At 36.7% G+C, this 14,781-nt stretch carries 11 protein-coding genes; 9 read left to right on the top strand and 2 right to left on the bottom strand.

What is annotated here, in order from left to right; all coding sequences use genetic code 11:
* Window positions 1–127: 127 nt before the first annotated feature.
* The 6 genes from ACTWP4_RS00895 to cyoE all read left to right on the top strand — a co-directional run bounded on the left by ACTWP4_RS00895 (window position 128) and on the right by cyoE (window position 8,338).
* Window positions 128–1,477 carry a hemolysin family protein gene (locus ACTWP4_RS00895; protein WP_443126875.1) on the top strand — a complete coding sequence of 450 codons (1,350 nt, stop codon included), beginning with the start codon at window positions 128–130 and terminating at the stop codon, window positions 1,475–1,477.
* Window positions 1,474–4,104, top strand: coding sequence for a cation-translocating P-type ATPase (locus ACTWP4_RS00890; RefSeq protein WP_443126874.1), 2,631 nt, complete (start codon window positions 1,474–1,476; stop codon window positions 4,102–4,104). The genes ACTWP4_RS00895 and ACTWP4_RS00890 overlap by 4 nt, the downstream gene beginning before the upstream one ends.
* A 503-nt stretch (window positions 4,105–4,607) precedes the next feature.
* Window positions 4,608–5,327: an SDR family oxidoreductase gene (locus ACTWP4_RS00885; RefSeq protein ID WP_443126873.1), complete on the top strand. Its 720-nt coding sequence runs from the start codon at window positions 4,608–4,610 to the stop codon at window positions 5,325–5,327.
* A gap of 102 nt (window positions 5,328–5,429) precedes the next feature.
* Window positions 5,430–6,473 (top strand): arabinan endo-1,5-alpha-L-arabinosidase, encoded by a 1,044-nt coding sequence (locus ACTWP4_RS00880; RefSeq protein ID WP_443126872.1) that lies wholly within the window; start codon window positions 5,430–5,432, stop codon window positions 6,471–6,473.
* A gap of 146 nt (window positions 6,474–6,619) precedes the next feature.
* Window positions 6,620–7,462: an SAM hydrolase/SAM-dependent halogenase family protein gene (locus ACTWP4_RS00875; RefSeq protein WP_443126871.1), complete on the top strand. Its 843-nt coding sequence runs from the start codon at window positions 6,620–6,622 to the stop codon at window positions 7,460–7,462.
* A gap of 12 nt (window positions 7,463–7,474) precedes the next feature.
* A complete protein-coding gene (cyoE, locus tag ACTWP4_RS00870) occupies window positions 7,475–8,338 on the top strand; it encodes a heme o synthase (RefSeq protein ID WP_443126870.1) in 864 nt (287 codons plus the stop codon).
* 472 nt (window positions 8,339–8,810) lie between these two features.
* Here the strand turns inward: cyoE and ACTWP4_RS00865 are convergent, their stop codons facing one another.
* Both ACTWP4_RS00865 and ACTWP4_RS00860 read right to left on the bottom strand, forming a co-directional pair.
* Window positions 8,811–10,286, bottom strand: a complete 1,476-nt coding sequence (locus tag ACTWP4_RS00865; RefSeq protein WP_443126869.1) for a methyl-accepting chemotaxis protein — start codon at window positions 10,284–10,286, stop codon at window positions 8,811–8,813.
* Between the two features lie 116 nt (window positions 10,287–10,402).
* The gene (locus ACTWP4_RS00860; RefSeq protein ID WP_443126868.1) at window positions 10,403–11,224 is read right to left on the bottom strand and encodes a MurR/RpiR family transcriptional regulator; all 822 of its coding nucleotides are present in this window, start codon (window positions 11,222–11,224) and stop codon (window positions 10,403–10,405) included.
* Window positions 11,225–11,400: 176 nt separating this feature from the next.
* On the opposite strand from ACTWP4_RS00860, the gene ACTWP4_RS00855 reads away from it, so the two are divergent.
* From ACTWP4_RS00855 to ACTWP4_RS00845, 3 genes are read left to right on the top strand one after another with little or no spacing between them, the layout of a single operon-like run.
* Window positions 11,401–12,282 carry a cell division protein FtsQ gene (locus ACTWP4_RS00855; protein ID WP_443126867.1) on the top strand — a complete coding sequence of 294 codons (882 nt, stop codon included), beginning with the start codon at window positions 11,401–11,403 and terminating at the stop codon, window positions 12,280–12,282.
* The gene (locus ACTWP4_RS00850; protein ID WP_443126866.1) at window positions 12,279–13,976 is read left to right on the top strand and encodes an ABC transporter ATP-binding protein; all 1,698 of its coding nucleotides are present in this window, start codon (window positions 12,279–12,281) and stop codon (window positions 13,974–13,976) included. The genes ACTWP4_RS00855 and ACTWP4_RS00850 overlap by 4 nt, the downstream gene beginning before the upstream one ends.
* Window positions 13,960–14,769, top strand: coding sequence for an energy-coupling factor transporter transmembrane component T family protein (locus ACTWP4_RS00845; protein ID WP_443126865.1), 810 nt, complete (start codon window positions 13,960–13,962; stop codon window positions 14,767–14,769). Before ACTWP4_RS00850 ends, ACTWP4_RS00845 begins: the two co-directional genes overlap by 17 nt.
* Window positions 14,770–14,781 lie beyond the last annotated feature (12 nt).

The following is a 14,781-nucleotide window of genomic DNA, read 5'->3' as shown; positions in this document are numbered from 1 at the left end:
TTTTACCGGAATTTTCTAACATTATCTATTATGACATAGTTGAGAACAGGATTCATTCAATTTTGACATTTTCAATTAATTATTATCGGCATATATTGTCATGTTACAGTTTATTTAGGGTATAACAATGATAAGACTAGTAAAAAAAGAAGGTGAAATTATGATAATATCTTCCTTTATTCTTGTATTATTAATCCTGATCAACGCGTTTTTTGCAGCTTCTGAGATCTCATTAGTAGCTTTAAATGACAATAAAATAAAGAAAAAAGCGGAGCAAGGTGATAAAAAGTCCATTAAATTACAACTTTTATTAGCAGAACCTGGACGTTTTTTAGCAACGATACAGATCGGTATCACCTTAGCAGGTTTTTTAGCAAGTGCGTTTGCTGCAGATCGTTTTGCAGGACCTTTAGCGGAATGGTTAGTGACTATCGGTGTACCACTTTCATTATCGATACTAGAGACGATCTCCGTTATTACCATCACAATTCTTCTATCATACTTTACGTTAGTAATTGGAGAACTGGTACCAAAACAGTTAGCTTTGCAAAAGGCAGAAACAATAGCATATAAAACGATCACCCCTTTATCGATTTTATTTAAAGTAAGTTATCCATTTGTTAAAATTTTGAATCTTTCGACGAACTTAATCGTAAAATTATTTGGGGTCGATCCTCATGCCAAACAAGATGAGGCAAATGAAGAAGAAATAAGAATGCTGGTGGACATTGGTGGTGAACGAGGAACGATTGAAAATGAAGAAAAACGGATGATTCACAATATATTTGAGTTTAATGATAAAACTGTCTCCGATATTATGACACACCGAACAGATATTACAGCTATTGATGTCCATTCAAGTATTGACGAAATTTTAGACGTTATCAATGATAAACGCTTTACTCGTTTTCCTGTTTATAAGGAGGATATAGATCATATTGTTGGTATTTTACATATGAAAGATATGTTTGCTTTTTTAAAGTCAAATGGTGATACCTGGAATCATCTCTTGCGCAAACCGTATTATGTGATGGAGTCCCAACCAATTGATGTCGCCTTTCGCGATATGAAAAAACATAACCTTCATATCGCGATGGTAGTCGATGAGTATGGTGGCATCGATGGACTTATTACAATGGAAGACATGATTGAGGAAATTGTAGGGGAAATATTGAGCGAACACCATCTGCCTGGGGAAGACGAAGCAAGCAGTGTAAAAAAGGTAAACACGAATCAATATGAAGTAGAGGGTACGACTCACCTTTATTTGTTAGAGGAGGCATTCCAAGTTGAGTTGCCTTCTGATGATTTCGAAACTGTGAATGGGTTTATCGTTCATGAATTGGGATATATTCCAAAGAATTCAGAACGCCCAGCAATATCGTATAAAAATTTAACGTTTGAAGCTGTAGAGATGTCCGATTATCGTATTGAAAAAGTGTTGATTACGATCGAATCAGGAGGAGATCAATCTTGAGTAGTTATCAAAAAACGAAGCAAGAAGTATTAGATAAATGGGAAGTAACCCAATCTGAAGGTCTAGCGAAGAATGAAGCAGATAACCGCCTTGAACAGGAAGGTTATAACGAAATAGCAGACAGAGAAAAAGTACCCACTTGGAAGCTATTTTTAGAAACATTTAAAGATGCAATGGTCGTCGTGCTTCTAGTCGCGGCGATCGTCCAATTAGTGCTTGGCGAATTAATAGAGTCAATCATTATATTTATCGTTATTTTGTTAAACTCGATTATCAGTGTTGTTCAAACAAAGAAAGCGGAAAGTTCACTGGATGCACTGCGAGATATGTCTGCCCCAGTTGCGAAAGTGATTAGGGATGGCACAAGTCAGACAATTATGGCACGCCAATTAGTTCCTGGTGATATTGTCTTGTTAGAGGCAGGGGATTACATACCAGCAGATGGACGTTTGTTAGAAGCGGAATCATTGAAAATTAATGAAGGTATGCTGACAGGTGAATCCGATGCGGTAGAAAAAGTTACGGAACCAATTCAAGAGCAAGTGTCAATTGGTGATCAGAAAAATATGGTATTCTCCAGTTCCTTAGTTGTTAATGGTCGTGGTACCTTTGTCGTGACAGCAACTGGAGAAAAAGCTGAAATCGGTAAAATAGCTGAAATGATTGAAACAGCGGAAGCAAAACAAACACCACTGCAACGTAAACTAGACTCTTTTAGCAAGAAATTAGGTATTGCGATTTTACTTATTTGTATTGTCATTTTTGCTGTGCAAGTAGGTCGGATTTGGTTTAGTGATGCCGATGCCGATATGACAAAAGCAGTTTTAGATGCATTGATGTTCTCTGTAGCCATTGCAGTTGCAGCTATTCCCGAGGCTTTACAATCGATTGTGACCATTGTTTTATCTGTCGGTACGAACAAAATGGCAAAACAAAATGCCATAATCCGTCGTTTACCAGCCGTAGAGACACTTGGTTCTACCAGTGTTATTTGTACTGATAAAACCGGTACTCTTACTAAAAATCAAATGACCGTAACAGAAGCATATTTGCCTGAAGTAAAGAATCCCTTCAGTAATGAAAGATGGACAAAAGGTGAACAGTTATTAATTCAGACGGCGGCACTTTGTAATGACTCCTATATTAATGAAGATAACAACGAGATAGGAGACCCAACAGAAATAGCGCTGATTCGATTAGCGGATAAGCAAAAGCAACCTTATAAAGAATTACGAAATAAGTATAAGCGGGAAGCAGAACTACCTTTTGATTCAGAACGGAAAATGATGTCAACGGTCTATACGATTGATGGAGAACGATTGATGTTGATCAAAGGTGGGCCAGATGTGATGTTAGAACGAGCAAGTTCTATCTTAGTAAATGGAGAAGAACAAGAATTAACTTCAGAATGGCTCAGATCTCTTGAAAATCAAATTGAGAGCTATTCCAAGCAAGCCTTACGCGTATTAGCTTTTGCCTATAAAAAAGTGGAGGAAAACCATCAAATCACCTTAGATGATGAACGAGACTTTACTTTAATAGGCTTTACAGCTATGATGGATCCGCCGCGTGATGCTGTCTATGGATCAATTGAGGAGGCGAAAAAAGCAGGCATTAAACCTGTGATGATCACCGGTGACCATAAAACAACAGCAGAAGCGATCGGCAAGGAAATTGGGTTAATGGCAGAAGAAGACATGGCTGTAACTGGGAAAGAGTTAGATGATATGTCTGAGGAAGAACTCGATGAGAAGTTAGAGCACATTTCGGTGTATGCACGTGTTTCACCTGAAAATAAAATCCGAATCGTAAAAGCTTGGCAGCGTAAAAATCAAATAACGGCGATGACAGGCGATGGTGTTAATGATGCTCCTGCATTAAAACAGGCGGATATCGGGATCGGAATGGGAAGTGGAACAGATGTAGCGAAAGACTCTGCTGCGATGATATTAACTGATGATAATTTTGTTTCAATTGTTAAAGCAGTCAGTGTTGGTCGTACCGTTTTTGATAATATCAAGAAGTCGATTGCCTATTTATTTGCTGGTAATTTAGGGGCGATTATAGCGATTCTGTTTGCGGTAATAATGAACTGGGCCAACCCTTTTACAGCATTACAATTATTATTTATCAACCTTGTTAATGATTCCTTACCAGCGATTGCATTAGGTATGGAGAAATCAGAACCGAATGTGATGAAGCGTAAACCACGTAAAATCGATGAAGGAATATTTGCTGGCGGTACATTACGATCGGTTATTATTCGTGGACTGTTAATTGGTATTGCTGTTATTGTATCTCATTATATCGGATTACAGCACTCAGAAGGAATGGGGGTTGCAATGGCCTTCACGACCCTGATCTTATCGAGAACATTACAATCCTTCCCAGCAAGGTCGAATGTTCAGACTGCCTTTGGCGCAGGATTTTTCCAAAATAAATATGTGTTAGGGGCTGTAGTGATCGGATTTGTATTATACGCAATAACGATTATGCCATTTGCAAGAGAAGTGTTTCATATCCCGGATGAATTTGGCTGGAATCAAGGATTCATTGCTTTTTCCTTAGCACTAGGTAGTGTTGTATTAATGGAGGTATTGAAGATTTTTAGAAATAAGAAGGAGTAAAATAGGAAAAAGAGGCTGGGACAAATCAATTTTTTCCAATCCAAAGACGAATAATGTAAAGAATTAAAATGAATATAAGAAGGATTATGTGTAGTATATGATGTAACTATTGGTTAAAGTGGTCATTTTGACATGTATCAAATGCTTAACAACCGCTACGGCTTGCCCACTTAGCTTTCCGAGGGGCGTGTCTTCAGCTAACTTTTGTAAAGAAATTCACTTTACAAAAGTGGATCTTTAGATCACGCTGATCCCCCAGGAGTCGAAGTGGGGAGGCGGAGAGGTGGGGATACGGTCTATATAATTTCATAATGGCTACTAAACCGATCGCACATCAATTTAGCATTTGGTGATAAGGACTGGGCGGATTTTGCCCAGTTTTTCTTATTCACGGTTAGTCATTATATAGTCCTAGTCGAATCCGATTTTTTACACAATTCGAAGAGAAAATATGATAAAATAAAATGTAAGGGTTTACAAATGCAAAAGGAAGAGGTGAAAGAATGAAAGTTTTAGTTACAGGAGCTAATAGAGGATTAGGTTTAGCCTTAGTTCGTAGCGGCCTAAAAAAAGGAAATATCATTTTTGCTGCAGTACGCTCTGTAGCCGATAAACATATAAAGGAATTACAAAGCTTAAAAGAATCTTATGAAGGACAACTTCGGATTATACATATGGATGTAACAAATGAAAAATCAGTAAAACAAGCTGCTGAAGCAGTTAAACTTACTGATCAATATTTAGATGTGATTATAAATAACGCAGCAATATTAAATGAACGAGACAAAAAAATCGAAGAATTAGATATGAATGCAGTTCTTCAAGCATTTGATGTAAATACACTAGGACCAATGAGAGTAGTGAAACACTTTTTACCTGTATTGCGAATAGGTCTCAAGGAACAGGTAGCAGAAAAACAAGCAGTCATTAATATCAGTTCGGAAGCAGGAAGTCTAACAAATGCATATAGTGGCGACTATCCTTATGGTATGACGAAAACAGCGTTAAATATGCTGACTGAAAAATTAAGAGTATACTTGAAGGATGAGCCGGTAGATGTACTATCTATTCACCCTGGATGGATGAAAACAGACATGGGCGGTAATCAAGCACCAAAGGAACCGAATGAGACCGCAGATAATATTTATCGTTTAATTGAAAATGGATGGAACTCAAGTCAGTTTGCCTTTGTTGATGATAATGGAAACCACATGAATATTTGATTTATTAATTAAATATACCTTTTCTTTGCAAACGTATACATTTAAGTTTATGTTATGCTATAATGTGTACGGACAAGTTTGTGGAGAAAGGTGAGCTATTTAATGGGGAAATTAGGGACATGGATTGCTATAATAATATCATTATGTATATTGATTGTTGTGAATATCAACAGTAATAAACTTAATAGTTTATTAAAAGGTGAAGGAGCAACCTTATTGGAAATGAGCGGAGATTATGGGGACTATGATGCTGCATTAGGGATAGATGATCCTGTACATGACCCATCGATATTTGAAGCGAATGGTGCATTTTATGTGGTATCTACTGGTGCAGCAAGAAGTACGGATGAGCCAGGTGGTATCTTTATGAGAAAATCTGCTGAAGCCTTGACAGGCCTATGGGAATCGATGGGTGAAATAGCGGTACCAGAATGGACATCTAATTATAATGTAGCTCATTTGTGGGCCCCACATGTGGTTGAAAAGAATGGCACATATTTTCTGTACTACGCTGCGTCTATTTTTGGTACTAATAATTCTGGAATTGGTGTTGCTAGTACTACGACACCAGGGGATTTAGCTAGTTGGGAAGATCATGGTCCGATTTTAACGTCGAGACCTGGTGAAACAGCTTATAATGCAATAGATCCGATGGTTTTTGAAGCGGAAGGCAGCTGGTGGATGGTTTATGGATCACATTTTGGTGGAATTGTTGTACAGAAGCTTTCAGATAATATGACTGAATTAAGCGGTGAACCGACAAAAATTGCCTCCAGAGAAGCTACAACCCAGCATAATGCAATTGAAGGACCAACAATTTTTGAACGAGACGGCTATTATTATTTATTAACTTCTTGGGATGCTTACTGTAATGGAGTAGATAGTACATACAAAGTAGCAGTAGGTCGAGCAGAAGATGTGACTGGTCCTTATCTGGACTCCGAAGGGCAGGAGTTACTGCAAGGTGGCGGAGATGTTATTTTAGATAGCAGTGGTAATCAAATTGGACCAGGCGGGCAAGACATTATCAAGAAGGACAGTGCGTATTATATGGTTCATCATTATTATGATGGTGATGCTAATGGTATCATTCGCATGCAAATCCGAAAAACAAATTGGACTAATAATTGGCCGACATTTGAGTAATTTAAGAAAACAGACACCTGATACGGGGTGTCTGTTTTTGAATGGATAAACAAAGCCTTTGCCAAGGATTGAACTTAAGTACAAATGATATTCTTTCATTTCATTGTGAGATAATAGTATAATATTAAGTAAAGAAAGGGGTAATCATGATGATGAATGCATTGGTACTACAATCAGATTTTGGACTGGAAGATGGAGCGGTTAGTGCAATGAAAGGTGTTGCACATAGTGTAAGTAAGATCGTTTCCATATACGATAATACTCATGATATACCACCATTTGATATTTGGTCGGGTTCTTATCGATTATTACAAACGTTGTCCTATTGGCCGGAAAATACTGTGTTTGTATCTGTAGTTGATCCAGGTGTAGGTTCTGAGCGAAAAAGTGTGGTTGTTCTGACTAAGAATAATCAATATATTGTGACACCAGATAATGGGACGTTAACACATATTTATTATAAAATTGGAATCAAACAAATCCGTGAAATTGATGAAAACGTCAATCGATTACCACAATCAGGTGCTTCTCACACTTTTCATGGAAGAGATATTTATGCATTTACAGGTGCTCGAATAGCAGCTGGAGTCATTTCATTTGAGAACGTTGGACAGGAATTAGATATTGAAGATATTGTCTGTCTGCCATTTTATGAACCGAGGCTTGAAGAACAAACAATAAGTGGGACGATTGATATATTAGATGTCCGCTTTGGTAATTTGTGGACAAATATTAGTAGAGAACTTTTTCTCGAATTAAATATTGATTATGGTGAGGCAGTAGAAATAGAAATTATCAATGATACGAGAAGAGTTTATCATAATAAAATGACATTTGGTCGTTCATTCGCCGCAATTCAAATAGGTGAACCAGTGTTGTATGTGAATTCTTTAGATAATTTGGCAGTGGCGATCAATCAAGGTTCATTTGCTAAAGCTCACAATATCGGAACTGGTTCAAGCTGGCATATTTATATAAAGAAGGTTTAAGGGGTACATGGCATGATTAGTGTGTTGACAGAGTTAAAATATTTATTTAAAAGGTTTGTATTAATAGCCAATGTATTGCCAGCAATGCTAGGTTTTATTATGGCAGCACGTTACTATCATATTTCATTTGAAGATTATTGGGTAGATTTTATTTTACTTCTAGTAGGTAGTACGGTGCTTGTTGCAGGTGCATTAACGTTAAATAATTGGTTGGAAGCTGATGTTGATAAATTAATGGAACGCACTCAAAACAGGCCGACAGTCACAGGCTCTCTATCATTACGAGCTATTTTAATATTAGGAATATCTTTGAGCATGGTGGGGCAGTTTCTATTATTATTGATTAATATAGAAGTAGCTATTTATGGTTTCATGGGATGGTATACCTATGTTGTGATTTATACGGTATGGACTAAGAGAAAAGTTACTTGGAATACACATATTGGCAGTTTATCTGGGGCGGTCACGCCAATGATGGGGTGGGCCGTAATAGATTCAGCTTTACATGTGATTCCCATGTCACTTTTTGCAATTATGTTCCTTTGGCAAATGCCGCATACGTATGCAATTGCTATTCGGAAATATGATGACTATGCTCGTTCAGGCCTGAAAATGTTACCAGTTGTGCGTGGTTATCAGGTTACTATTCGCCGGACTGTTATTTATATTGTGTTGTTATTATTTGTTCCTTTATTTTTAGATGGATTCAGTAGTTTGTTTTATCTCTTATTAACGGTGTTGAATATCGGTTGGTTGGCTATTGGTGTATCAGGTTTTAAAGTACCATCGATTAAAAAATGGGCTGACTTGTTATTTATAAGCTCACTAATCTATTTGTTAACGGCATTTTTATTATATGTCGTTTTTGTCCCGTGAAAAAACACAATGGATGACAGTAGCCTAATTATTTTCGATAATGCTCTAATACTTTTCCGTAAGAGTATATTCATTCCTTTAGTATGAAAAAGAGGCTAGGACAAATCAATTTCTTTCACTCCAAAGACGAATAATGTAATGAATTATTAAAATGAACATAAGAAGTAATATGCGTAGTAACAGATAGAGTGTAACTATTATCAAAGTGTTAATGTTGACATGTATCAAATGCTTATAAACTGCTACAGCTTGCCCAATTCGCTTTCCAAGGGTCTTAGATCACGCTGATCCCCCAAGAGTCGAAGCGGGAAGCTGGAGCGGATGTTTAGCAGTTCAAACCATGTCAAAATTGGTACCAGAGTTACTGCGAATTACTTCCTATTATGTAATAGAAAAAACGAACGATATAACAATTTTAATCGTAGATCGTTCAGATTTTGTTTTTATCAAATCACTTTTGTCACAGCCTCGTCTAAAAGTGCTTCTTCAATTTTTCTGTGTCCTCGACTGCGTTGTCTAATAATTCCGCCAGATCTTGATTGCTTTCTGTTAAGGTCGTAATGGTTGAACCCATTTCTTCCAAACTAGCAGAAGTTTCTTCGATAATCGCTGCCAAATCATTAGTAGAAACATCTACACCGTTAGATTGTTCTTGGACTTCTTTTGCTAACTGCGAGAAGTTCTGTAACGCATCATTTAATGTTCCCATCGTTGTAGTCAGTCTTTCAAAATACCCGGTTACTTCTTCAGAAGTTTCCATTCCCACCACAAAATTTTGCATACTCTTATCCATTTGTGCTACAGCGGATTCATTTGTTTCATTTAAAGCAGATAAATTGCCTGTGATTTTTTCCGTTGTTTCTCCAGTTAAGTCAGCGAGTTTTCTTATTTCATCCGCTACAACTGCAAATCCTTTTCCTGCTTCTCCGGCACGTGCTGCTTCAATTGATGCATTTAAAGCAAGTAAATTCGTTTGTTCGGTAATTTCTTTAATGTTATCAGCAAAACCGTTTGTTTCTTTAATTTTATCGGTTAATTCAGCAAATGTTCTACTCAAATCACCGATTGTTTGCTCCAAGACACGATTATTTTCGTTTAAAGTATCCATTTTTTCTTTGCCAGACAACGTTAACTCACTTGCTTGTGAAGCCTCTTGATAAAGTTGCTGCGAGGTCTGCTCCACGACATCGATATTTTGTCGTGTATCATTGGTGGCATAGGAAATATCAGAAATTTGCTCTGATTGTGATTGACTTGCTTGAGAGATTTCATAAATGGTTGCATTAAGGTCATCTTGAGTTTTTACATTGTCTTGCAGTTTATCATTCACTTGTGAAATTTTTGTGAGGATGTTCGTAATCGATTCTTCAACCATTTGTCCTTGATGTTCTTTTTGCATACTATCTTGCTCAGAAGCCTGTAATAATTCAACTAACTGTGTCATTTGGCTGTTCGAGATTTTGATTATAAAGTGAAAAACGAGTGCGGTTAACAAATATATTAGTAAGGAATATTGAAAAAGCTGGACCATTATTTCATTTGATTTATCCATTGCATAGTAGTTATAACCTATGGCAGCTAGACCAATTACGAAACCTGTATAAAAGACTTTACGATCCATTTGAATAGCTGAAAATAAGCTTAAGAAAACAATAATTAAAAAGATGGCGGGACTGGCTCCGTCCAGAGCGATAAAAAGAAAATTGGTGGCAAAAAAGAGAATGACGAGTAAATATGGCAATACATTAAGTTTTTTTAATACTTTTTGAAAGATAAAATAGAAAATAGTAACTAATAGTAATTCAGTACCATAGATGAAAGCTGCTAAAGATTGATTAGTAAGTACGGCGAGTCCGAGCCCTACGATCATAGTAATAGCTAATGTAATGCACATTAATGTGTTCTTCTGTTGGACGTCTTTTTGTTTCATGGATTGAATGATTTCCATTTTCTAGTCTCCTTTTCCTATGTAAGTAAATCTTACTAGTGTTACTAATAGTATAAATAAATAGGTAAAAGGGTTCAATATACTTTCGGTATATTTATTAAAAATATTTAGTTTGTTTAGCGAGGAAGATCTTTATCATACTTTTTCCTTAACGATGATAAGTGTTCCAGCCTTTGGATATTCGTATCATGCTCTTTTACACTTAACCCTAGTATGAGGTTTTCTACTAAAATAGTAGGCGCCACCATTGAATGGAATTCGTTTGCATCCCCTCTACTTGCAAATAAAGTAATAGTGGATAGCGAAGTGAAATTAGCTACTAATTGATCTGTAATCATGATCGTTTGAAAATGAATTTCTCTTTGATAGTCCAATATTACTCTCGCTTCTGGTAATAATCTTCCGAATGCAAATACGATTATTACATCCCCTCTTTTGAAATGGATAAGTTCTTCTAATAGTTCATTTCCCTGATGTTCTAATAAATGAACCGATATTCCGAAACGTCTCATTCGATAAACTAATAATTCGCCTAATCCTTTCGATGGGCCACTAGCAAATATGTACACATTATTCGCGCGATATAGTAGATCAAGTGATTGTTGGAAACGTAACATATCCAAATTTTCAAATGTTTCTTGTAGTAGTGAAAGGCTTTTTTCTAATGTCAAATAATGTGATGGTTGCGTTGGAACCCGTTTGATTTTGCCTGCAGGAGATACTTCTAGTTTCTTTTTCATCTGTCTTTTGAAATCTTTCAAATTTTGATATCCGATTTCAGACCAGAAACGAGAAACAGTAGCAATGCTAACCCCGACCTCTTGCGCAATTTCTTTTTCAGTGGATAGTAGGACTTGTTGCAGATGTTTAGAAACATAATTAGCAATCTTCATTTGACTTGGTGTTAGTAGACCTTCTTCAATCGAAAACGGTAGCACTTTATCCCCTCCTTTTTTGTATTCTAGCAAATCGATTCTCGTCATAGGTGATGAAGATAAAAAATTTACATTATGAAAATAAAAGTTAACAAATTTACATTCTCTTAACTTCATTCGAAAAATAGATTAATAATACTTCATTACAATAAAAGTAACAAAATAAAGGAGGTAAAAAAATGACTACAGTAAACAAACGTTATACATTAACTCAGTCACAGAAAATGATGGTTTTTATTTTATCAATGTCGTTGTATGGTTTGTCGAATATGATTACAGAATTGGTACCAAGTGCATACGTTGGTCCAATAGAGTTATCGATTGAGTATTTTGCATTTATTCCTTTAACATTATGTATTTTGTTCCACCCGTTAAATGCTGCGATTGGTGCAGCGTTAGGAGAGGTGATTTTTGGTGAAATCATGCTCGGTCAATTCGGTGGTTTTGGGGAATTAGAGAAGTTTATTGCCTTTTCATTAGCGATGTATATAGCAGGGACATTTGTCCGTGATCCAAAAAATAAAATACAAGTAGGAATTGCTGCCATGTTAGGTGTGGCAATTCATCAGGCGATTAGTGTCACAGTTGATATTTTAAAAGTTTGGGTCGGTGTGGAAGAGCTAGAAGCTATACCAGGTTTAGCAGAGAGTGTTGTGGTAGTTGAAGGGTTCTCCTTCCTAAATGATCTCTTATTCTCAGGTATTCTTTTTGCTTTGTTACCAACGTTATATTTAGTACCGCGATTATATGGGAAGATTGAACCGTTATTAGGTATGAAGCCGCGGGATCGTCATGACCGTTATTCTTTAGGAGAAGTGATTGGTCCACGATTAATTGTGATCGGTCTTTTATTAGCAGCTGCAACATTTATATTTGAATATCTATCAGAAGCAGGCTTCAATGTAGAATGGAAGGCAGATTTCCTTGAAATGTTCGGTGATTGGTTTATTTGGGTAAGTATTGGTGCAGCCTTAATTGTTGTGGTTATTACAATTGCTGTTATGGTCAAGAAGAAACCTAAAACCGAAGCTAGTCAACAGGAGGAAAAGATTCCATCATGACAGCTCCAATAGAAATACAAAATGTCACCTTCCAATATCCTGGGGCCGAGCAACCTTTTTTAAACAATGTCAGTTTATCGATAGAAAAAGGGGACTTTATTGCGATATTAGGTGGCAATGGCAGTGGGAAATCAACTTTGTGTAAATTATTAAATGGATTGATACCACATTATTATGTTGGTGATTTTTCCGGAGAAGTGACCGTTAATGGTTACCTTACATCAAAATATAAAGTTGCAGATTTATCGAAGTTTGTTGGATATGTCTATCAAGACTTTGAAAACCAGATTGTTAGTCCAAAAGTGTTAGAGGATGCATCTTTTGCTCCTTTGCACTACGGACTACCTGACTATCACGAAAGAGGTCTTCGTGCATTAAAGCTAGTCGGTTTAGAAGAACAACAAGATGCATTTATTTGGCAGCTAAGTGGTGGCCAAAAGCACTTATTAGCACTGGCAAGTGTGCTTTCCTTAAACCCTGACATCATCATTATCGATGAACCGGTTGCACAACTCGATCCTGATCATGCGAAAGATATTTATGATATATTAACAGAATTAAATCAAGTACACGGCAAAACCATTATTGTGATTGAACACCATACTGAATTTGTTGCATCTTATGCGAAGCAAGTAGTGTTAATGGAACAAGGTAAAATCCATTTTTCCTTACCAGTTGTAGAAGCTTTAAATCAGGTCAACACCTTATTAGCACACCAGATTTATCCGCCTCAAGTGACACAGGCAGCACAAGGAGTAGGATTGAAAGCGAGACTACCGGTTACGTTAGAAGAAGGGTGTTCTTTTTTCTCAAGTACCGAACCGAAAGAAAGTACAAATATCCCATTAATCGAGCAAAAGGAAGCAATTGTTTCATTCGAAAATGTTAACTTTGCCTATAAAACAATCACAAGAGAAAAGAAACAAGTATTACATGAGATTGATTGTACTATTAATGAAGGAGATTATATTGCTTTGGTCGGTAACAATGGTGCCGGGAAATCCTCCTTTATGCGTTTAATGACAGGGCTGGTAAAAGCTGCGTCTGGAGAAGTTAAAGTAGATGGAGAGAATACAAAAGATGTGCCTCCTGAATATTTAGCGGAAAAGGTAACGTATATACACCAAAATCCAGAGCAAATGTTTATTGAGGATTGTGTTGAGAAAGATGTAGCTTTTTTTATGAAGTCTCGTAAAATCAAAGACTATCAAACGCTAGTGGAAGGTTTACTGGAACAGTTTGAGTTAACAGATTTAGCGGATCGTGATAGTCGATTATTAAGCGGTGGCCAGCAACGGAGAGCGTCACTTGCGATAGGAGTAGGAATGAATCCAGAGATCATGCTATTAGATGAGCCTACCGCTAATTTGGATATCGCAACCAGAAAGCATATTACCAACATACTAGACGGTTTAAAGAATCAATTAAAAACAGTTGTAATCGCGACACATGATATGCAGTTAGCCTGTGAATTTGCTAATAGGGTTATCGTCATGCATGAAGGAAGAATCATTCATGATGGGGATCGTGCCTCGGTATTTCAAAATTATCGATTATTGGAAAAAGCTGGACTTGTTCCACCGCAAATTTTTTCTCTTACCAAATCACTAGGATGGATAGAGCCAGCTTATACAGTTAATGAATTTATCGAGCGCTATCAAAGAGAGGAAGTCGGCAATGGAGTATACGCGTAAACTTGCAGATAAGTTATCGGTAGAACAAGTGAAAATTGAATTACTTAATACGGCATATGGGAACGGGGATACCTTCTTAGCAAAATTGGATCCGAGAACATTGTTTCTATGGTATTTGTTCTTTGGAATCGTTCCTTGGTTTATTCATGATGTTGGTGTATTGATTGGTATGTGTCTGCTTATGGTTATTACCACTTATATGGCTAAAATCAGTCCCTTGATTATTTTTATTTTATGTTTAGGTTTATTAGGACAAGGTGGATACCTGTTAGTTGTTTCTTTTTTATTTGGCGGTGACTGGTCAACGATGCTGCCATTGCTTGTCTTAACGGTAAAATTATCAACTATTTCTCTGGCAAGTATAACGGTTTTTTGTTCGATGAATCCTGATAAATTAAGTGATGGTTTACTCAAAATTAACGTGCCCGGCCAGGTTTCTTTTAGTATTGCCTATGGATACCGAATGTTACCAACATTGTTAGAGGAATACCATCATGTTTTTCAGTCATTTCGTTTGCGAGGGAAAGCTCCTGAAAAACATGGTTTCTTCTATATCCGTTCGATTGCTTATTTTATCAAGATTGCTATGCTTTCGTTTTATCCATTATTATTGTCCACTGCCAAAAGAGCACGAACAACAGTGGAGGCGTTGGAAACGAAAGGAAGCATGTACGGTTTTAATCACCCGGAAGTAAAGAAACTGAAATTAGCTTCGTTAAAAATGAAACGGCAAGATTATATATTTTTGTTTGGTTCAACTGTGTATGTATTTGGATTATTTATATTGTTATAGGAAGGTGTTTCA

It is taken from the genome of Gracilibacillus sp. D59, assembly GCF_052246695.1.
GTDB lineage: Bacteria > Bacillota > Bacilli > Bacillales > Amphibacillaceae > Gracilibacillus.
This window is presented reverse-complemented; position numbering and strand designations above follow the sequence as displayed.